General features: G+C 56.9%; 19 protein-coding genes and 1 pseudogene. 11 read left to right on the top strand and 9 right to left on the bottom strand.

From position 1 onward, the window contains the following. Positions 1–43: 43 nt before the first annotated feature. From ACR0DY_RS02545 to ACR0DY_RS02535, 3 genes are all read left to right on the top strand, one after another. Positions 44–817: a beta-keto acid cleavage family enzyme gene (locus tag ACR0DY_RS02545; protein ID WP_480537750.1), complete on the top strand. Its 774-nt coding sequence runs from the start codon at positions 44–46 to the stop codon at positions 815–817. Beyond that, a complete protein-coding gene (locus tag ACR0DY_RS02540) occupies positions 814–2,130 on the top strand; it encodes an aspartate aminotransferase family protein (protein ID WP_480481149.1) in 1,317 nt (438 codons plus the stop codon). The genes ACR0DY_RS02545 and ACR0DY_RS02540 overlap by 4 nt, the downstream gene beginning before the upstream one ends. A 76-nt stretch (positions 2,131–2,206) precedes the next feature. Then, a complete protein-coding gene (locus ACR0DY_RS02535) occupies positions 2,207–2,596 on the top strand; it encodes a hypothetical protein (RefSeq protein WP_480481147.1) in 390 nt (129 codons plus the stop codon). A 57-nt stretch (positions 2,597–2,653) separates the two neighbouring features. Here ACR0DY_RS02535 and infC read toward each other — a convergent pair whose 3' ends face one another. From infC to cobA, 7 genes and pseudogenes are all read right to left on the bottom strand, one after another. Beyond that, positions 2,654–3,115 (bottom strand): translation initiation factor IF-3, encoded by a 462-nt coding sequence (gene infC / locus ACR0DY_RS02530; protein WP_480481680.1) that lies wholly within the window; start codon positions 3,113–3,115, stop codon positions 2,654–2,656. Positions 3,116–3,360: 245 nt separating this feature from the next. After that, positions 3,361–4,194: a ferredoxin--NADP reductase gene (locus ACR0DY_RS02525; RefSeq protein ID WP_480481146.1), complete on the bottom strand. Its 834-nt coding sequence runs from the start codon at positions 4,192–4,194 to the stop codon at positions 3,361–3,363. Between the two features lie 107 nt (positions 4,195–4,301). Next, on the bottom strand, positions 4,302–4,709 hold the full coding sequence (locus ACR0DY_RS02520; protein WP_480481144.1) for a DUF934 domain-containing protein: 408 nt from the start codon (positions 4,707–4,709) through the stop codon (positions 4,302–4,304). After that, entirely contained in the window at positions 4,706–5,467 is a 762-nt protein-coding gene (locus ACR0DY_RS02515) for a phosphoadenylyl-sulfate reductase (RefSeq protein WP_267365586.1), read from the bottom strand. Before ACR0DY_RS02515 ends, ACR0DY_RS02520 begins: the two co-directional genes overlap by 4 nt. Then, on the bottom strand, positions 5,457–7,121 hold the full coding sequence (locus ACR0DY_RS02510) for a nitrite/sulfite reductase (protein WP_480897766.1): 1,665 nt from the start codon (positions 7,119–7,121) through the stop codon (positions 5,457–5,459). The genes ACR0DY_RS02515 and ACR0DY_RS02510 overlap by 11 nt, the downstream gene beginning before the upstream one ends. 65 nt (positions 7,122–7,186) lie before the next feature. Further along, positions 7,187–7,501, bottom strand: coding sequence for a DUF2849 domain-containing protein (locus ACR0DY_RS02505; protein WP_480485783.1), 315 nt, complete (start codon positions 7,499–7,501; stop codon positions 7,187–7,189). Beyond that, a pseudogene (gene cobA, locus ACR0DY_RS02500) lies at positions 7,501–8,247 on the bottom strand (uroporphyrinogen-III C-methyltransferase); the annotation flags it as partial. The gene ACR0DY_RS02505 and the pseudogene cobA, both read right to left, overlap by 1 nt. Before the next feature lie 174 nt (positions 8,248–8,421). On the opposite strand from cobA, the gene ACR0DY_RS02495 reads away from it, so the two are divergent. Then, complete coding sequence (locus ACR0DY_RS02495) at positions 8,422–8,904, top strand: Lrp/AsnC family transcriptional regulator (protein WP_267365581.1); 483 nt, start codon at positions 8,422–8,424, stop codon at positions 8,902–8,904. A 45-nt stretch (positions 8,905–8,949) separates the two neighbouring features. On the opposite strand, the gene ACR0DY_RS02490 is transcribed toward ACR0DY_RS02495, so the two are convergent. Then, positions 8,950–10,131, bottom strand: a complete 1,182-nt coding sequence (locus tag ACR0DY_RS02490; RefSeq protein ID WP_480897764.1) for a cytochrome P450 — start codon at positions 10,129–10,131, stop codon at positions 8,950–8,952. A 46-nt stretch (positions 10,132–10,177) separates the two neighbouring features. On the opposite strand from ACR0DY_RS02490, the gene ACR0DY_RS02485 reads away from it, so the two are divergent. The 7 genes from ACR0DY_RS02485 to ACR0DY_RS02455 all read left to right on the top strand — a co-directional run bounded on the left by ACR0DY_RS02485 (position 10,178) and on the right by ACR0DY_RS02455 (position 17,573). Next, a complete protein-coding gene (locus ACR0DY_RS02485; protein WP_480897762.1) occupies positions 10,178–11,911 on the top strand; it encodes a sensor histidine kinase in 1,734 nt (577 codons plus the stop codon). Then, complete coding sequence (locus ACR0DY_RS02480; protein WP_480897760.1) at positions 11,908–13,137, top strand: sigma-54-dependent transcriptional regulator; 1,230 nt, start codon at positions 11,908–11,910, stop codon at positions 13,135–13,137. The genes ACR0DY_RS02485 and ACR0DY_RS02480 overlap by 4 nt, the downstream gene beginning before the upstream one ends. Before the next feature lie 287 nt (positions 13,138–13,424). Then, positions 13,425–14,426, top strand: coding sequence for a DctP family TRAP transporter solute-binding subunit (locus ACR0DY_RS02475; protein ID WP_209504066.1), 1,002 nt, complete (start codon positions 13,425–13,427; stop codon positions 14,424–14,426). Between the two features lie 116 nt (positions 14,427–14,542). Further along, positions 14,543–15,220 (top strand): TRAP transporter small permease, encoded by a 678-nt coding sequence (locus tag ACR0DY_RS02470; RefSeq protein ID WP_209504065.1) that lies wholly within the window; start codon positions 14,543–14,545, stop codon positions 15,218–15,220. Beyond that, a complete protein-coding gene (locus ACR0DY_RS02465) occupies positions 15,220–16,596 on the top strand; it encodes a TRAP transporter large permease (RefSeq protein WP_480485777.1) in 1,377 nt (458 codons plus the stop codon). The genes ACR0DY_RS02470 and ACR0DY_RS02465 overlap by 1 nt, the downstream gene beginning before the upstream one ends. 153 nt (positions 16,597–16,749) lie before the next feature. Continuing rightward, positions 16,750–17,061: a DMT family transporter gene (locus tag ACR0DY_RS02460; RefSeq protein WP_480481130.1), complete on the top strand. Its 312-nt coding sequence runs from the start codon at positions 16,750–16,752 to the stop codon at positions 17,059–17,061. Beyond that, positions 17,058–17,573 carry a nucleoside deaminase gene (locus ACR0DY_RS02455; protein ID WP_267364504.1) on the top strand — a complete coding sequence of 172 codons (516 nt, stop codon included), beginning with the start codon at positions 17,058–17,060 and terminating at the stop codon, positions 17,571–17,573. The genes ACR0DY_RS02460 and ACR0DY_RS02455 overlap by 4 nt, the downstream gene beginning before the upstream one ends. 9 nt (positions 17,574–17,582) lie before the next feature. Here ACR0DY_RS02455 and tpiA read toward each other — a convergent pair whose 3' ends face one another. Beyond that, positions 17,583–18,332: a triose-phosphate isomerase gene (tpiA, locus tag ACR0DY_RS02450; protein ID WP_480537770.1), complete on the bottom strand. Its 750-nt coding sequence runs from the start codon at positions 18,330–18,332 to the stop codon at positions 17,583–17,585. Positions 18,333–18,401 lie beyond the last annotated feature (69 nt).

The raw sequence follows: 18,401 nt of genomic DNA, 5'->3' as shown, positions 1-18,401 counted from the left end.
TCATCCAGCGAATCTAACTGAAGGCAAAGACTTGGGTGGTGCTATGACATCAAAAACAACTGACAGCTTGGACAGGCCCTACATTCTGGTTGCGCCAAACGGCGCCCGGCGGAGCGCGTTGGATCATCCCGCCTTACCGCTCAGGATTGATCAGATCGTCACGTCAGCACGGGATTGTCTTGCTGCGGGTGCGGACGGGTTGCATCTGCATATTCGAGATGCAGACGGACGGCATTCACTGGACGCCGGATTGTACCGGGAAACGCTCGCGGAATTGCAGCGCGAGGTTCCAGAAATGAAGCTACAGATCACGACTGAAGCCGCCGGGCAGTTCGACGTAGCATCGCAACTGGACTGTCTGCGAAAGGTGCGACCTGAATGGGCCTCAATCTCGGTGCGTGAAATCGCCCGCGACCTTAACCTTGCACCCAGGGTCTATGCACAATGCGCGGATCAGGGCACACGGGTTCAGCACATTTTGTATGATGCAGAGGACGCACGATTACTGGACCATTGGCGCGCTCAGGGCATCGTACAGGCGAACCAGACAGACCGTTTGCTTGTTCTGGGGCGATACAGCGATGGACAGCAATCTATGCCAGCCGATCTCGAGGCTTTTCCAAAAAGCCCGGCTCGTTGGATGGTGTGCGCCTTTGGTGCGCAAGAACATGCCTGTCTGGCCGAGGCTGCACGACGCGGTGGTGACGTGCGGGTTGGGTTTGAGAACAGTCTGACGGGGCCGGATGGCAGACCTTGGGCAGATAACGCGGCTTCGGTCGCAGCATTAGTTGAATTGCTTGGAAGGGCAAAGAAATGAGTCATGTTTTCCCACGTCACACGAAATCGGACCTCCCCGTCGCGGTTGGCGGCGATGGCTGTTATCTGATTGATGCAGAGGGCAAGCGATACCTGGATTGCGGTGATGCCGCGGTATCATGTCTGGGTCATTCGAATCAGGCCGTGATCCAAGCGGTACAGCAACAGGTGGAACAGATCGCTTTTGCACATACCGGGTTCATGACATCGGAACCGGCCGAGGCTTTGGCCGAATTGTTGATCCGGCATGCACCGGGGGATCTGGACCGTGTGTATTTTGTTTCGGGCGGGTCGGAGGCGACCGAAGCGGCGATCAAACTGGCGCGCCAATATTTTCTAGAAATCGGACAACCTGAACGCCGTCACGTTATCGCGCGAAAGCAAAGCTATCACGGCAACACTTTGGGGGCTTTGTCCGCAGGGGGTAACGCATGGAGACGGGCACAATTCGCTCCGATGCTGATCGAGATGACCCATATCTCTGCCTGCTACGAATATGCTGAAAAACCGGAAGACGAGAGCAGTTTTGACTACGGCCAGCGTGTGGCGAATGAATTGGAAACTGAAATCCTGCGGCTGGGTCCCGATACGGTCATGGCATTTATGGCCGAACCAGTGGTCGGGGCCACCCTTGGCGCAGTTCCTGCGGTTGAAGGATATTTCAAGCGTATTCGCGAGATTTGCGACCACTATGGTGTGTTGCTGATCTTGGATGAGGTGATGTGCGGTATGGGCCGAACCGGTCACATGTTTGCCTGCGATCATGACGGTATCGAACCGGATATTCTTTGTATTGCCAAGGGGTTGGGGGCTGGATATCAACCAATCGGAGCCATGCTGTGCACCGGTAAAATCTATGACGCGATCCGCGATGGATCAGGGTTTTTCCAGCATGGGCACACCTATGTCGGTCATCCAGTCGCCACAGCCGCCGCATTGGCGGTGGTCCGTGAGTTGACCGAACGGGATTTACCTGCGCGTGCCGGGGTCATGGGCAACAAGCTGCAATCTGCCCTTGAGGCAGCATTCGGACAGCACCCGAACGTGGGAGATATCCGTGGTCGTGGGTTGTTCCGAGGTGTTGAACTGGTCGTTGACCGTGACACCAAGGAACCTTTTGATCCATCACGCGGCATCGCAGGTAAGGTGAAAAAGGCAGCACTGGCTGAAGGGTTGATTTGCTATCCCATGGCAGGCACGCGGGATGGCCGGAACGGCGATCACGTCCTGCTGGCGCCGCCTTTTATCATCGAAGAGGAACAGATAGGCGAACTCGTCAGCAAACTGGAACGCGCCATTTCCGCCGTGCTTTGACATTACCGTGAGCGCACTGTTCGCCCGCAGGTTATTTGTTAGTGTCGCGGGAGAAGTATCTGAAAAGGCGAAATCAATGGCGCTGGATATTTGGCGCAGTTTCCGCGCGCTTCCCCTTTGGGTGCAGATCTGGGTGGCCGTAATATTGGTGCCGGTTAATTTGGTTCCGCTTGCTTTCCTGGATCAGCCGCAGGGGATGCTCATCGCTGTTCTGGCGATTACCGGTATGGCGCTGAACATACCCATCATGGCGGTTGCGCGCGGGATGAGCGGTGCGATGGCTTTGCCGCACATTCTGTGCTGGGTTCCACTGGTTGTCATCGTAACGCTTTTGTTGTTTTCCGATGCGACCCTGAGCATTGCCTTTATCAAGTTTCTTTGGGTGCTTCTGATCGTTGACATAATTTCCTTGCTTTTCGACTTCAGAGATGCGGTCAACTGGTTACGAAGCAGACGCGCGACCTGAACAAAAAAGCCCCTTCGGCAGCGAAGGGGCTTTGATCGTTTCTGTCTTTTAAGCAGATTACTTATGCGGAAGCGGGCCGATCATCATGACCATCTGACGGCCTTCCATCTTCGGCATGTTTTCGATCTTGCCGACCTCTTTGATGTCTTCGGCCACACGTTCCAGCAATTCGCGACCCAGGTTCTGGTGTGCCATTTCACGGCCACGAAAGCGCAGGGTGACTTTGACCTTGTCGCCCTTTTCCAGAAACTTAAAGACGTTCTTCATTTTGACGTCATAGTCATGCGTATCGGTGTTCGGTCGGAACTTGACCTCTTTCACTTCGATGACTTTTTGTTTTTTGCGCGCTTCGTTTTCGCGTTTTTGCGTTTCGTACTTGTACTTGCCGAAATCCATGATCTTGCAGACCGGTGGGTTCGCATTGGGCGAGATTTCGACCAGATCAAGACCTGCATCTGCGGCCATCTGCATGGCTTTGGCGGGATGAACCACCCCGACGTTTTCACCTTCGGCGCCAATCAGGCGAATTTCGGGGGCACGGATCTTATCATTGACGCGCGGGCCGGTGTCTCTCTGTGGCGGCGCGTTGTGAGGTCTGCGAGCTATGGGTTCATTCCTTTGATGATTGCAGAATTTCGAGCCCGGAATTTAAACCGGGCAGAGCCGCACTTCAAGCGGCATAAATACAGGGTAATGCGAAAAAACTTGTTTTCTGCCGGTGTTTTTCGCGTTCAGGGTGGCAAAGCCCTGAACGCAGGGTTGCTTTAGCCGACAAAGGCTTTTTCGATCACGAACTCCTTGGGTTCTGAGTTTGCACCTTCACGCAATCCAAACCCTTCGAGGATTTCCTTGATATCCAGGTTGAAAGCCAACGAACCGCAAACCATTGCACGGTCGGTTTCGGGCTTGATGCCACCGTCAATACCCAAGTCGGAAAACACGGTGCCGTCCTGAAGCAAAGTGGTGATGCGACCCATCTTTGGGCTCTCTTCCCGTGTGGTGGTCGGGTAATAGCGGATCTTGTCGGCAAATCCTTCACCGATCAGTTCGGCCAACAGTTCGTCCTGACGGATGCTGTCGATCAGCTGACGGCCATATTCCAGCTCTGCCACTTCGCGGCAGGTGTGGGTGATGATGACCTCGTCATAGTCCTCATAGGTCTGCGGTTCACGCAGCAGCGAGGCAAAAGGCGCAAAGCCGGTGCCGGTCGCAAAAAACCACAGGCGCTTGCCGGGCAGCAGGGCGTCATGCACCAATGTGCCAACCGGTTTGGGACGCAGGATAATCTGGTCACCCGGTTTGATATGTTGCAATTTCGAGGTCAGCGGGCCGTTCTGAACCTTGATCGAATAAAACTCCAGCTCTTCATCCCACGAGGGCGAGGCGATGGAATAGGCGCGCAGCAACGGCTTGCCGTTGTCACCCAGCAGACCAATCATCACAAACTCGCCCGAACGGAAACGCAGCGAGGCCGGGCGAGACACCTTGAATGAAAACAGGCTGTCGGTCCAGTGTTTGACATCGGTTACAGTTTGCGCGTCCGGCAGGACGGGGATTTTTACGGCGGTTGCTTCGCTCACGGGCTTCATCTCTGTCATCGTTTACCTGCCGGTCTGCTAAACCGACATCTCCGTTTAATCTTTGATCCAAGTCAGGAAAAGGGGACAGATTGCCCCCTTTGCGTCACAGGCTGGCAATCGCGGGATCAGCCGCGCAGGCGGGCCTGATAGTTATTCTCTTTCCAGTTCGCGCGGGCCAGCCACTGATCCTCGGATTGGCGGTCTGCCAGTTCTCCGTCGATCTCGACCTCGTCAAAGCCGCTGCGGCGCGCCATGGCGTATTGATCGGCAAGCACATGCCCTTTGGCGCGCAGCCGGCCTTTGTAGCCCTTCAGGCGCAATGTGCGGGCGATGGTAAATCCGCGACCATCTGCGAAAGACGGGAAGTCTACCCGAACCAGCCTCGTGCCGCCCAACCGGTCAAACAGTTCGTCCGGGTCTGTCTCCGAGCTCACGTCCAGCGCGACCACGTCATTGGCGGCATCATCCAGAGTGACAAAGCCGTCGGTCCAGTCATCGGGCGAAAAGCCCTCATCCGTTACGATTACGTTCATGTTTTCTCTCCGATGCGCATCATCTTGCCATCGACAAAATGGATGCCGCATTCTTCCTTGTTCTGGTCGCGCCACCGTCCGGCGCGGGGGTCTTCGCCCTCTTTGACAGGCGAGGTGCAGGGCGCACAGCCGATCGAAGGGTATCCTTTGGCCACCAGCGGATGCCGGGGCAGGTTGTTTTCTTCCATATAGGCCCGCACATCCTCGGGCGCCCAATGGGCGAGCGGGTTGACCTTGATCCGGCCTGTTCCGTCCTCGACCTCGAAGAATTCCAGCGCAGCGCGCGTGCCTGCCTGAAACCGCTTGCGTCCGGTTATCCAGCCATCGAACCCCACCAGTGCCCTTTGCAGCGGGAAAGTCTTGCGCAGGTTGCAGCACGCGTCCGTGTCGCGCAGGCGCAATGCGCCGTATGGGTCTTCGCGTTCAACCTCTGCATCCTCGGCCCGGATGATGCGAATGTTGGTAAGCCCCAGACGCTCGCTCACCTCCTGCTGGTATTCCAGCGTTTCGGTGAACAGCATTTGCGTGTCCACGAAAAGAACGGGCGTTGCCTTGTTCACCACCGCCGCCATGTGCAACAGAACGACGGATTCCGCACCAAAGCTCGAGACCAGAGCAAGCTCATCGATCTCATCAATTGCTCCATGCATGACATCATGGGCGCTGTGGTGCCGGAACCGGGCATTCAGGTCTTCGACACGTTCAGTCAGTTCGCGTCTGTCCCGGCCCAGTTCCGTCTGGATCAGGTCAAGCGGCATTTGCGCGGGCCTCGGGGTAGAGGGCGTCTTTGAACGGCGCCATGCCCACCCGGCGATATGTTTCCAGGAATGTCTCCTCTGCGCTTGCACGCTGGTTCAGATATGTGTCGACAATGCGCTCTACGGCAGGAACGATTTCGTCATAGGCAAAGCCCGGACCGGTGCGATCACCAATTGCCGCAGTTTCGGTCGCATCGCCACCCAGAGTGATCTGGTAATTTTCCACGCCTGCGCGGTCCAGACCCAGAATGCCGATATGGCCGACATGGTGATGACCACAGGCGTTGATGCAGCCTGAGATCTTGATCTTCAGGTGGCCGATGTCATGCTCGAGCTTCAGGTCCTCGAACCGCGTTGCAATTTCCTGAGCAACCGGGATCGAACGCGCCGTCGCCAGCGCACAATAATCCATGCCGGGGCAGGCGATGATATCGCTGATCAGACCGATATTGGCGGTTGCCAGCTCGTATTCCTTCAGCTTGGCGTGAATTGCAGGCAAGTCCGATTTGTGGACATGCGGCAGGATCACGTTCTGCTCATGGCTGATGCGCAGCTCGTCATAGGCGAACTCTTCGGCCAGATCGGCCATAACGCGCATCTGCTCGGCAGTTGCATCGCCCGGTGTTGCCCCATGCTTCTTGATCGAGATCGTTACAATCGCGTGGTCCGCATTCTTGTGCGGCGCGATGTTGGTGTCGACCCACGAGCGGAAGACCGGATCGTTGGTATAGGCGCTTTCAAACGACGCAACCGAAGCATGGCGGAAGGCAGGCGGTGCAAAGTGGCCCTTGATCTCTTCCAGCAGGTTCATATCCGCGCCTTTGAACTGCGGGCGGACCTTCAGGAAGCGTTCGTTGACCTTGGCGCGGATAGCGTCGATGCCATGCTCGTGCACGGTGATCTTGATACGTGCCTTGTACTTGTTGTCACGGCGACCAATCTGGTTCCAAACTGAAACGGTGGCTTCCAGATAAGCCAGCAGGTCGTCAAAGGCGACAAACTCGGACAATTCCTTGCCGATCATGGGCGTACGGCCAAGGCCACCGCCAACAATGACGCGCGCGCCAAGAACGCCGTCACGCTCAACCAGTTGCAGGCCGATGTCATGCGCCTTGATCACGGCGCGGTCGTTTTCACTGCCAGTGATGGCGATCTTGAATTTGCGCGGCATGAACTGGAATTCCGGGTGGTCGGTCGACCACTGGCGCAGCAATTCGGCGTAAGGGCGGGGATCAGCGACCTCATCCGCGGCGGCACCAGCAAAGTGGTCGGCGGTCACGTTGCGAATGGTGTTGCCCGAAGTCTGGATGGCGTGCATGCCAACCTCGGCCAGCGCGTCCAGCATGTCCGGCACGTCGCTTAGCCTTGGCCAGTTGTACTGGATGTTCTGACGGGTGGTGAAGTGGCCATAGCCTTTGTCCCACTTCTCGGCCAGCAGCGCCAGTTGACGCATCTGTGCACTGTTCAGCGTGCCATAGGGAATGGCGACGCGCAGCATGTAGGCGTGCAGCTGCAGATACAGCCCATTCATCAGGCGCAGCGGCTTGAATTCGTCTTCGGTCAACGAGCCGTCAATGCGGCGTTCCACCTGGGCGCGGAACTGCGCGTTACGTTCTGCCAAAAATGCTGTGTCGAACTCGGAGTAGCGATACATGTCTAGCTGTCCTTGTTTGCAGCCCCGAACCTAGGGGCCTTGAAGGGGAGAGAGATGGCCAGAGGTCAGGCCCGGGGCTGCGGGGAAGTTTCCTGTTTGCCGTGGGCATAGTTGGACGGACCAGTCCGGCGGAAATCTTCCCGAAAATGGGTGGGCTCGGGGCCGTTCTTGCCCGCAACGGCATCGGCCAGATAAGCGCCCACGACTTTATTTGCCTGACGTGCCGCATCCAGCAGGCGCACCTGTGCATGTGCTTCGTCAGTGATCAGTTCCGCTTGCGACAGATCACGCGTCCAACTGTCATCTTCGGTCTGGTAAATGACGTCACCTATCAGCAAATCATTTGCGGTGACGACTTTGGGGGTAAAAGCGCGGGCCATCAGGCAAGCTCCTTGTTGAATTCGGTTACGGCCTGCGTCGCTTCGCGCGGGGCAAGGCCATAGAATGTCAGGGCTGGTCCGTCCATTTCGGCGGTGGCCAGGTCGGCGGGCAGTTGATCCAGTGTGGTGGCCAGAATCCGCTGGTTCGGGCGCGAGGCGTTTTCGACCAGTGTGACTGGAGTAGCGCGATCGGCGCCGTGCATGATCAGGCGACCCTGGATAAAGCGGGCAGATTTCTTGCCCATATAGATCGCAGCAACCGAACCGGCCCGTGCCAGGGCATTCCAGTCATGATCGGCAAAACCTTTCATGTCATGCCCGGTCAGGAACCGCACCGAGGAATTCCGGCCGCGTTGAGTCAGGCTTTGGCCGATACCAGCCACCGCGGCAGAAGCCGCCGTGATACCGGGAACGATCTGCCACGTGATTCCAGCCGCCTCGACGGCCTCGATCTCTTCATCCAGACGGCCAAAGACAGTGGGATCACCGGACTTCAGGCGGACCACGCGGTTACCATTCAGGGCATATTCGACCAAAAGCGCGTCAATATCACTTTGCTTCCAGGAGGGACCGAACCCGGCTTTGCCGACATCAACCAAAGCGGCGCTTTGACCGGCTATGTCCAGAACGGGTTTACTGATAAGGCGGTCATGCAGCACAACATCAGCCTGCTCAAACGCAGTCAGCGCCTTGAGTGTCAGCAACTCGGGGTCGCCCGGACCTGCGCCGACAAAGTCGACATGCCCTTTGGTGCCTGTTGTGCGAACGTCCTGCATCGGATCATCTCGGGTGTGGTTTGACTTGACCCTCAATATAGGAAATATTCCCACCAAAGCGCCATATGGGCGCTCAAATAAGGACAAACGTTCCATCGAAACAAAATTTTGGAACGAAAGCTTCGATGTGGAAGGAATATTGGAATGTCGGTGCGGATAGATGATACGGATCGGAAAATTCTGGCCGAGCTGCAACGTGATGCAGGGCAGTCACTGGACGAAATAGCGGCTCGGGTCGGCAGTTCAAAGACGCCTGTCTGGAATCGTATTCGTAAGCTCAAGAGTGCGGGAATCATTGGTCAGCAAACGGTTTTGCTGGATGCCGAAGCGCTAGGGTTTGAGGCGACTTTCTTTGTTTTGATCCGCACGTCGGAACACGAGGCTGAGTGGCAGCGCAAGTTCCTTAAGGCATTGCGCGAACATCCCGAAGTGCAGGAGGCGCATCGGCTGGCAGGCGACATCGATTATATTCTCAAGGTTCGGGTCAAGAACGCGCGCGCCTATGATCAATTCTACCAGTCTCTGATTTCGGAAGTGCGGGTGCACAACGTGACCGCGCTTTTGTCTATGGAAGAAATCAAGTCCACAACGATGCTTCCCCTCAACGCATTGGTAGAAGGGGCATAGAAGGCAGGTGCTGCCAGCGCCGGATCGATCCGCGCCTTATATAGGTCAGACCTGAACCATTAACCGTTCCAGACCATGGAAGTGATAGCTGTCTGAGTAGGTCGGCGGATCGGCAAGCCGCAGGTTCGGGCAGCTGTTGAACAGAATGGGCAGGGCTATGCGCATTTCCAACCTTGCCAAAGGGGCGCCGACGCAGAAGTGGATGCCTCCACCAAAACTTGTGTTGACCTCAATCGAGCGCGTCGGAACAAACCTTTCGGGTTCATCCCAGACGGTAGGGTCGCGGTTTGCAGCGCCAAGCAAAAGCGCGACCTGATCACCGCGCCTGAACGAATGCCCAAATATGTCAACGTCTTCATACGCATACCGTGTGAACATATGCAAAGGCGGGTCATAGCGCAGGATTTCTTCGATCGTTGCGTCGATCTGGTCCGGTGCCAGAACGTCGGGGCTGGTATGGGTTTGCAACAGGGTTTTCACACCGTTTGCCAGCGAATGCACGGTTGCTTCGTGACCTGCATTCAGCAGCAAGATGCATGTTGCGACCAGCTCGTCGATGGACAGCTTTTCGCCTTCCTCCTCGGCGCTGATAAGCCGGGTGATCAAATCGTCACGCGGATCGTTGCGTCGCTGGTTAATGTATCCCAACAGGAAATCCGTGAACTCCTGAGACGACTTGGCGGCTTTATCCTCGGTCGCCTGTGACCGGTTGGCCTGATACATCGCGACCATGTCATGCGACCACTGCAACAGGTTGGGCGCCATGTCTTCGGGAACGCCCAACAGTCGGCAGATGGTTACCACCGGGACCTGAGTGCAATAAGCACTCAGCAGATCGAAAGGTGTATTCGGAAACGCCTCGACAAGACTGTGGCATAGCGATTCAATGGAAGGCTGCAATGCAGAAATTTCCCGCGACGTGAAAGCGCGCATGACAAGCGCCCTTAGGCGGGTATGCCGCGGGGATTCAGCTTCAAGCAGCGAATGGGCTTCGATAGCCAGCCAGGGGGCCAAATGGGCAGGGCCCTGTGTTGCGCATTCAGGCGGAACTTCCCGCCCAAACCGGCGGTCGCGAAGAAGTGCCCGCACCGCCTGGCAGGACGTCGCAGCAACCATATCGTAGTCGCGCCAATAGAACAGATCACCAGCAGCGCGGGCCTGATCATAGAAAGGGTAGGGGTTCTGAACGAAACCCGGGTCTGTCGGGGATTGCGAGAATGACTTCATGCGACGCACACTTGCCACGAGCCGCGTTGAATGCAAGACCCTGTCTATGCAGAGAGTTTGGATCATTGCCGGTTTTTTGTCCGCTGTCGGGCTGCTGTCAGGTTTTGTTTGGTCTTATGGCTATCGTCAGGCGCTGTCTCAGCTAAGCGACAAGGCCGAAGCCGACCTTGAACTGGCGGCGGATCGGCTCAGCACCCAGATGCAGGTCTACCAGGAACTGGCGGTTCTGATGGCGACACATCCCGCCTTGCACGCGTTGGATACACCGACACAAATACATGACGCGCAAGCGATGTTGCTGGACGTTGCCGACAAGACAGCGGCCGTCAACATGATGTACCTGGATCGCAGCGGTCGGGTTCTGGTCGCCGCACAGCCAGTGGCACAGCGAGACATGTCCGCACATCCAGCGTTCAGGCGCGCCATGCAGGGTGCGGCTGGCACAGCGCATGAGGTAGCTCCGGACAGTGGCGACCGGATATATTCCTATGCCGCTCCGACTTTTGCCGCCTCCGGGCAAGTCGAAGGTGCAGTGATGGTGGTTGCCGATGTCCAGGATATTGAACAAACTTGGCGGGGCAGTACCGAAGCCGTTTTCTTTGTTGATTCTGACGGCGTCGTCTTCATCTCAAACCGGTCGGACTTGCTGTTCTGGAGCCGCGAGGTTGGCCAGTCCGGGCTGACACCGCCAGAGGGTGCCTCGGTGGATTTTGCCGCGACGCGGGTCGGCCAGCATGAATTGTGGCGGCTGAACTGGGGGCGGTATTTGCCACGCGATGCGTTGCACCTAACGCTTGAATTGCCTGTGATCGATATGACCGCCGAGGTTTTGGTGGACGTGGCCCCGGCCCGGCGACTTGCCGGGTTGCAGGCGGCGGCGGTCGCAGCGATCTGCCTGGCGTTTGGCGCGATGCTGTATCTTGCGATGGAACGGCGACGGACGCTGGCGAATGCCAACACGGTTCTGGAAAGCCGGGTGGCGCAGCGTACCCGTGCTTTGACCCAAGCAAACACCGCATTGCGCCGCGAAGTTGCAGAGCGTCAGGAGGCCGAAGCAGCACTGAAAAAAGCGCAGGCAGAGCTGGTGCAGGCAGGTAAGCTCAGCGCGTTGGGGCAGATGTCGGCGGGGATCAGCCACGAACTCAACCAACCGTTGATGGCAATCCAGCAGTTCGCCGACAATGGTACGGCCTTTCTTGAACGCGGCAAAGGCGACAGGGCCAGCGAAAACCTTGGGCGTATTTCGGAAATGGCCGCCCGCATGGCCCGGATCATCAAGAACCTGCGCGCGTTTGCCCGCAACGAAAGCGAACCGATGGGCCGGGTCGATCTGGTGCAGGTTCTGAAAACTGCCGTCGAATTGACCGAAACCCGATTGCGTGACGATGATGTGACGCTGGAATGGGAACCGGGACAGGCTGCGGTTTATGTTTGGGGGGGTGAAGTCCGCTTGGTGCAGGTCTTTGTTAATCTGATCAATAACGCGGCGGATGCGATGCTGGGGAGACCCAAGCGGTACATTTCGATTGTGATGCACGAAGAAGACCGGTTGCGCGTTTCTGTGCAGGATACCGGACCGGGGATCGAAGACCCCGACCGGGTGTTCGAGCCGTTTTATTCGACCAAAAGCGTAGGATCCTCTGAAGGTCTGGGGCTTGGTCTTTCAATATCATATGGTCTTGTTCAAAGCTTTGGGGGTGAAATCCGTGGAGCAAACACGGCTGATGGCGCAGTGTTTACTGTCGAGTTGGAGCCCTATGGAAAAGAAGAGGCAGCATGATGCGCAGGGTTCTCTTGGTCGATGATGACGCGGCTGTTCGCGAGGCATTGGCGCAAACCATTGAACTGGCGGATTATGCACCGACAACAGCCGGTTCTTTTGTGGCGGCCAAGGATCATATTCGGCGGGATTTCCCTGGTGTGATTATTTCGGACATTCGAATGCCTGGGCGGGATGGCTTCCACTTGTTGGCGTATGCTCGGGAAATCGACCCCGAGCTTCCGGTGATCCTTTTGACCGGAGAAGGTGATATCCCAATGGCCGTGGAAGCCATGGGAAAAGGAGCGTTCGATTTTCTCGAGAAACCCTGCGCTGCGTCTGACCTGATGGACGTTCTTGAACGCGCATTCGCAGCCCGCACCCAAGTGTTGGAACAGCGCGCCTTAAAATCCGAACTTGAAAGGGGGGACCCGGCAGCACGTTTGCTTTTTGGTCTGTCTCCGCAAGCCGAAGCGCTGCGGGACCGCGTGCGGACCGTCGCACCGACAGGGGCCGAAGTTCTTGTTACAGGCCCACCGGGCAGCGGCATATCCAAAGTGGCCGAAGTGGTTCACCTGATGTCACCCGCTGGTCAGGGGCCTTTTGTCAAACGTCCGGCTTCAAGTCTAAGCCCCGATGATCTTGCCCGAAGCTGCGGCGATGCCGTGGGTGGTTCCCTGTTTCTGGACGAAGTGTCCGCCATGCCCCAAGCCACGCAGTTTGCGGCGTTGGAGATCATCGAGCGCGGTCCGGGGGGGCGTATTATTGCAGGAACAACCGCCGACCTATCCGCGTTAAGTTCGGAAGGGCGGTTCAACGCTGATCTGTTTTATCGTTTGGATGTAATGCGGGTGCGTGTTCCTTCACTGGCGGAACGCCCCGACGACATTCCGGTCATCTTTCGCCACTATGTGGCGCAAGCGGCCGAGCAGGCAGGCATCGCAATTCCCGAGATTTCGTCTGAACATCTGGCGGCCTTGATGGCCAGCGATTGGCCGGGCAACGCCCGTTCTCTGATGTCAGCAGCAATGCGGTTTGTTCTTGGAATGCCCGAGGAGGTTACGCAGGCAACGGATCTGGGGTTGAGCGAACAGATGGCGCGGGTTGAACGATCCTTGTTGATTGCAGCTTTGGGCCGCCACAATGGAAAAGCGTCAGATGCGGCCAAGGCGCTGAAGCTGCCGCGCAAGACCTTTTACGACAAGCTGGCGCGCTATCAGATTCGTCCCGAGGATTACCGCAGATAAGCAGGAACCGGAATGGCGCATCTGATTCGGATGAACTGATTCGAAATTTGTGCGGAAATCCGCACAAGCCTCTCTGAGAATGTGCGAGTTTTCGCACGGCTCAGAACTGTGAAGTGCAGAACCCGAACCAGCAAAGATGTAACGCCTTGGTATCAAACAGGTAATCAGACATTTCCTGTAATCGCAGTCAAAAGTTGTGTGCTTTACCCTGAGTCGCTTCACTGCACACCATACGGCGCTTACCCAGCGTCGACTGCAAGTTTCAAAGAACTCTGGGAGGATATCAGATGAAGCTTCTGACAACGGCAGCAACTGCGCTTGCTCTGACGGTAACCGCAACGGCTGGTATGGCTGCATGCGATGAAGGCGAAATCGTCGTTAAGTTCGCGCATGTGACGAACACCGACAAACACCCCAAAGGCATCGCGGCCTCGCTGCTGGAACAGCGGGTCAACGATGAAATGAACGGCACGATGTGTGTTGAGGTCTACCCGAACTCGACTCTCTACAACGATGACAAAGTTCTCGAAGCGATGTTGCAGGGCGACGTGCAGCTGGCCGCGCCCTCGCTGTCGAAATTCGAGAAGTTCACCAAACAGTTCCGCCTGTTTGACCTGCCGTTCATGTTCAAGAATGTCGACGCTGTAGACGCGTTCCAGGCCTCGGCCGAGGGGCAGGCGATGAAAGACAGCATGCAGCGTCGTGGCCTGCAAGGTCTGGCGTTCTGGCACAATGGCATGAAGCAGATGTCGGCCAACAAGGCTTTGGTTGATCCGTCGGATGCAAACGGTCTGAAGTTCCGCGTGCAGTCGTCAGATGTGCTGGTGGCACAGATGGAAGCCATCGGTGGTAGCCCGCAGAAAATGGCATTCTCGGAAGTGTATGGCGCGCTGCAACAGGGCGTTGTGGACGGGCAGGAGAACACTTGGTCGAACATCTACGGCAAGAAGTTCTTTGAGGTGCAGGACGGTATCACCGAAACCAACCACGGCATCATCGACTATCTGGTCGTGACATCGGTGGATTGGCTGGACAGTCTTGATCCGGCGGTGCGGGATCAGTTCCTGACTATTCTGGCCGAAGTTACAGAGACCCGGAACAAAGAAGCCTTTGCTGTGAACGAAGCGGCCAAAGCGTCGATCATCGATGCAGGCGGCGTCATCCGTGAACTGACCCCTGAACAGCGTCAGGCCTGGGTCGACGCGATGAAACCGGTTTGGGACAAATTCGCCGGTGACGTGGGTCAGGACAAGATCGACGCGGCACAGGCCATCAACGCCGGGTTCTGATCCGGTCAAAGACCGCGCGTCCGGGGACTGGGGAGTATTCGACGCGCAGGCCGGGCGGGCTGAAATGGCCCGCCCCATTCTCAACTCTCTCTTCAATAAAATGCGGGGACTGAAAGATGTCTGGTGCGAACTCCGGCCAGGGCGGGCTGATCGACCATATCGAAGAAACCCTGATCGCGTTGCTTTTGGGCCTTATGACGGTCGTTACTTTTGCCAACGTGATTGCGCGGTTTGTCTTTAATTCCAATATCCTATGGGCACTTGAGTTGACAGTGTTCACGTTTGGCTGGCTGGTGCTGCTGGGCGCGTCTTACGCAGTCAAGAAACATGCTCATCTGGGCGTGGATGCAATCCTGAACATGCTGGCGCCAGCACCGAGGCGCCTAATGGCGCTGGTCTCGGTTGGATGCTGTCTGGTGTTTTCTCTGCTGATGCTCAAAGGGGCATATGATTATTGGGCCGTCTTTGCAGATCTGCCGCCAACATCGGGCCGCTGGTTCCCTACCGGGTTTGATTTCGGCGCACGCAGCCAGAGTTTCTACGAGGTAGACGACATCCCCATGGTCGCGCCGCTGCGCTTTCTGGAAGACCTGATCAACTATGGCGAGGGGTATGAAAAACTGCCCAAGGTCGTACCTTACCTGGTTCTGCCGGTATCCATGCTGCTGCTCGTGATCCGGTTTACGCAGGTCGCCGTTCAAATTTGGCGTGGTGAGACCGATCGCCTTGTCGCCAGCCACGAAGTCGAGGACGAGATTGAGGAAGTCCGCGCACAACAAGGGGTGCATGACTGATGGACGTTATCCTTCTTTTCTCGATGGTCATCGGCCTGCTGCTGATCGGCGTTCCGATTGCGGTTGCACTTGGCCTCAGCTCGACCCTGTTCCTGCTGATCTATTCCGACAGTTCGCTGGCTTCAGTCGCAGGCACGCTGTTTGAGGCGTTCGAGGGGCATTTCACCCTGTTGGCGATCCCGTTCTTCATTCTCGCCTCGTCCTTCATGACGACGGGCGGTGTGGCGCGCCGGATCATCCGTTTCTCGATTGCTTGCGTAGGGCATCTGCCCGGCGGTCTGGCGATTGCGGGTGTGTTTGCTTGTATGCTGTTTGCCGCGTTGTCAGGATCGTCCCCGGCCACGGTTGTAGCTATCGGGTCGATCGTCATCGCAGGTATGCGCCAGGTTGGGTATTCCAAAGAGTTTGCCGCCGGTGTGATCTGTAACGCGGGTACGCTGGGCATCCTGATCCCACCGTCCATCGTGATGGTTGTGTATGCCGCCGCCGTCGAAGTTTCAGTTGGGCGCATGTTTCTGGCTGGCGTTATTCCCGGTCTGATGGCTGGTTTCATGCTGATGATCACCATTTATGTCATTGCAAAGGTCAAGAACCTGCCCAAGGGTGAATGGAAGGGGTGGGGTGAGGTCTTTACCTCGGCCCGCGAGGCCGGTTGGGGCCTGTTCCTGATCGTTATCATTCTGGGTGGCATTTATGGGGGTATCTTTACCCCGACCGAGGCTGCCGCGGTTGCTGCCGTCTATGCCTTTTTCATCGCCAGTTTCGTCTACAAGGACATGGGGCCGCTGAGTACGGAAGGGGACGCACAGAACCTGCCGCTGCTGAAAAAGCCTTACGCGTTGGTCACGGCGTTCTTTCACCCCGATACCAAGCATACACTGTTCGAGGCGGGCAAGCTGACGGTGACGCTGTTGTTCGTGATCGCCAACGCGCTGATCCTTAAGCATGTTCTGACGGACGAACAGGTGCCGCAGCATATCGCCGAAGCGATGCTGACCGCAGGGCTAGGGCCGGTGGCGTTCCTGATCGTTGTGAACGTGATCCTGCTGATCGGTGGTCAGTTTATGGAGCCGTCGGGCCTGTTGGTGATCGTCGCACCGCTGGTGTTCCCGATTGCCATCGAGTTGGGCATCGATCCGATCCATCTGGGCATCATTATGGTGGTGAACATGGAAATCGGAATGATCACGCCTCCGGTTGGTCTAAACCTGTTCGTAACCTCGGGCGTTGCAGGTATGCCGATGATGAGCGTTGTTAGGGCAGCGCTGCCGTTCCTCGCTGTTCTCTTCGTCTTCCTGATTATGGTGACGTATATACCGTGGATCTCGACATTCCTGCCCAACACTTTCATGGGCCCGGAAATCATAACCAATTAAGTGGTTTGACGATGTACGTAGCCGGGCGGTTTCGACTGCCCGGTTTTTTCGTATCTTGAACCCCGGCATCAAGTGCTTAACTCGGGTTCAGAGGACGACCTCCCCATAATGGGACATCTTTCGGGACGACCCGAACGAATACGAGGTTGTCATATGCCCTGGATCTTTCTTCTTTTTGCTGGCCTGTTGGAAATCGTCTGGGCTGTAGCGATGAAGCAATCGGCTGGTTTCACCCGATTGTGGCCTACGGCCTTGATGGCTCTTTCGATGATCGGGTCTTTCGGCCTGTTGGCGCTGGCGATGCGCGACCTGCCATTAGGCACGGCTTACACCATCTGGACGGGTATCGGGGCAGTGGGGGCGTTCTGTGTCGGCATCCTGTTTCTGGGCGAAGCCCTAAGCCCTGCGCGGATTCTCGCGGCCCTTCTTATCGTGTCAGGTCTTATCTTGATGAAGCTGGCATGAGCCCTTTATTGACCAAGCTATTGCGCTTGGGCAGGGTTCAGGAAACACGGGAAATGGAGACCGGAATGCTGACCGAGACCGACAAGCGCCTGCTACGCGTTGCTTATGACGAGGCCAAAGCCGGGTTTGACGAAGGTGGATGCCCGATCGGGTCAGTTCTGGCGCGGGGTGGCGATATTGTTTCACAAGGGCGTAATCAACGTGTGCAGGGCGGGGATCCGATCGCACATGGCGAAATGGATGCCTTGCGCAAAGCGGGACGTCAGAAAACCTATCGGGATACGGTTCTTTACACGTCGTTGTCACCTTGCATGATGTGCTCGGGCACTATCGTTCAGTTTGGTATCCCGCGTGTGGTGATCGGCGATACCCAGAACTTTGGTGGCAACGAAGACTTCCTGCGCGAACGCGGTGTCGAGGTGGTGATAGCCAACGATCCTGACTGCATCGCACTGATGCAGCGGTTCATCGAAGAAAAGCCAGAGCTTTGGGCCGAAGATATTGCCGAGTAAAGGCGAATCCTAGACGCTCTCCAGCGCCTGAATAATGCCCGTGAAATCCCCGGCCTTCAGGCTGGCGCCACCCACAAGCGCACCATCGACATTTGAAACCGCAAAGATCTCCGCCGCGTTGGAGGGTTTGACCGACCCACCATACAGAAGACGGACAGAGCGGCCCACACCTTCGCCAAAGCGGCGCTCTAGCCGGGCGCGGATGAAGTCGTGAACTTCCCCAATCTCATCAAGCGTCGGAACCTTGCCGGTGCCGATGGCCCAGATCGGCTCATAAGCAATGATCAGGTTCTCGCCGGTTGCCTGATCCGGGATCGACCCCGACATCTGACCGCCGATTATGTCGAGCGTGTTGGCCGCCTCGCGTTGCTCCAGACTTTCGCCTACGCAAATGATCGCTTTTAACCCCGCGTCCATCGCTGCACGGGCCTTGGCGCGTATATCCTCGTCATGCTCTTCATGGTCTACGCGACGTTCGGAATGACCCAGGATGACTGACGTCGCGCCCGCGTCCAGCAGCATCTCGGCGCTGATATCGCCTGTATGCGCGCCCGCGCTTGCCGCGTGACAATCCTGCCCACCAACGGTGACTGCTGACCCGCGTACGGTGTCTGCGGCACGGCTGAGCAATGTTGCCGGAGGGCAGATGAGTATATCGACCGAAGCGTCTGGGTGAGACTTGCACAGTGCTTCAAGCTCGCTCAGCGCAGCACCGGTTCCGTTCATTTTCCAGTTTCCTGCCGCAAGCCTGCGCCGCATACCCGTATCTCCCTGATCATTCGATGATTTAGGATGCGGATAGCATTGTCGACGCGATCTTACAATTCC

Source organism: Ruegeria sp. O6 (assembly GCF_056535045.1).
The sequence above is the reverse complement of the archived record's forward strand: the minus strand, read 5'-3'. Positions and strand labels throughout refer to the sequence as shown.

Coding starts and splice junctions, on each gene's coding strand:
- ACR0DY_RS02545 (WP_480537750.1), top strand. CDS start 44: ATGACATCAAAAACAACTGACAGCTTGGACAGGCCCTACATTCTGGTT.
- ACR0DY_RS02540 (WP_480481149.1), top strand. CDS start 814: ATGAGTCATGTTTTCCCACGTCACACGAAATCGGACCTCCCCGTCGCG.
- ACR0DY_RS02535 (WP_480481147.1), top strand. CDS start 2,207: ATGGCGCTGGATATTTGGCGCAGTTTCCGCGCGCTTCCCCTTTGGGTG.
- ACR0DY_RS02525 (WP_480481146.1), bottom strand. CDS start 4,194: ATGACAGAGATGAAGCCCGTGAGCGAAGCAACCGCCGTAAAAATCCCC.
- ACR0DY_RS02520 (WP_480481144.1), bottom strand. CDS start 4,709: ATGAACGTAATCGTAACGGATGAGGGCTTTTCGCCCGATGACTGGACC.
- ACR0DY_RS02515 (WP_267365586.1), bottom strand. CDS start 5,467: ATGCCGCTTGACCTGATCCAGACGGAACTGGGCCGGGACAGACGCGAA.
- ACR0DY_RS02510 (WP_480897766.1), bottom strand. CDS start 7,121: ATGTATCGCTACTCCGAGTTCGACACAGCATTTTTGGCAGAACGTAAC.
- ACR0DY_RS02505 (WP_480485783.1), bottom strand. CDS start 7,501: ATGGCCCGCGCTTTTACCCCCAAAGTCGTCACCGCAAATGATTTGCTG.
- ACR0DY_RS02495 (WP_267365581.1), top strand. CDS start 8,422: ATGTCGGTGCGGATAGATGATACGGATCGGAAAATTCTGGCCGAGCTG.
- ACR0DY_RS02490 (WP_480897764.1), bottom strand. CDS start 10,131: ATGAAGTCATTCTCGCAATCCCCGACAGACCCGGGTTTCGTTCAGAAC.
- ACR0DY_RS02485 (WP_480897762.1), top strand. CDS start 10,178: ATGCAGAGAGTTTGGATCATTGCCGGTTTTTTGTCCGCTGTCGGGCTG.
- ACR0DY_RS02480 (WP_480897760.1), top strand. CDS start 11,908: ATGATGCGCAGGGTTCTCTTGGTCGATGATGACGCGGCTGTTCGCGAG.
- ACR0DY_RS02475 (WP_209504066.1), top strand. CDS start 13,425: ATGAAGCTTCTGACAACGGCAGCAACTGCGCTTGCTCTGACGGTAACC.
- ACR0DY_RS02470 (WP_209504065.1), top strand. CDS start 14,543: ATGTCTGGTGCGAACTCCGGCCAGGGCGGGCTGATCGACCATATCGAA.
- ACR0DY_RS02465 (WP_480485777.1), top strand. CDS start 15,220: ATGGACGTTATCCTTCTTTTCTCGATGGTCATCGGCCTGCTGCTGATC.
- ACR0DY_RS02460 (WP_480481130.1), top strand. CDS start 16,750: ATGCCCTGGATCTTTCTTCTTTTTGCTGGCCTGTTGGAAATCGTCTGG.
- ACR0DY_RS02455 (WP_267364504.1), top strand. CDS start 17,058: ATGAGCCCTTTATTGACCAAGCTATTGCGCTTGGGCAGGGTTCAGGAA.
- tpiA (WP_480537770.1), bottom strand. CDS start 18,332: ATGCGGCGCAGGCTTGCGGCAGGAAACTGGAAAATGAACGGAACCGGT.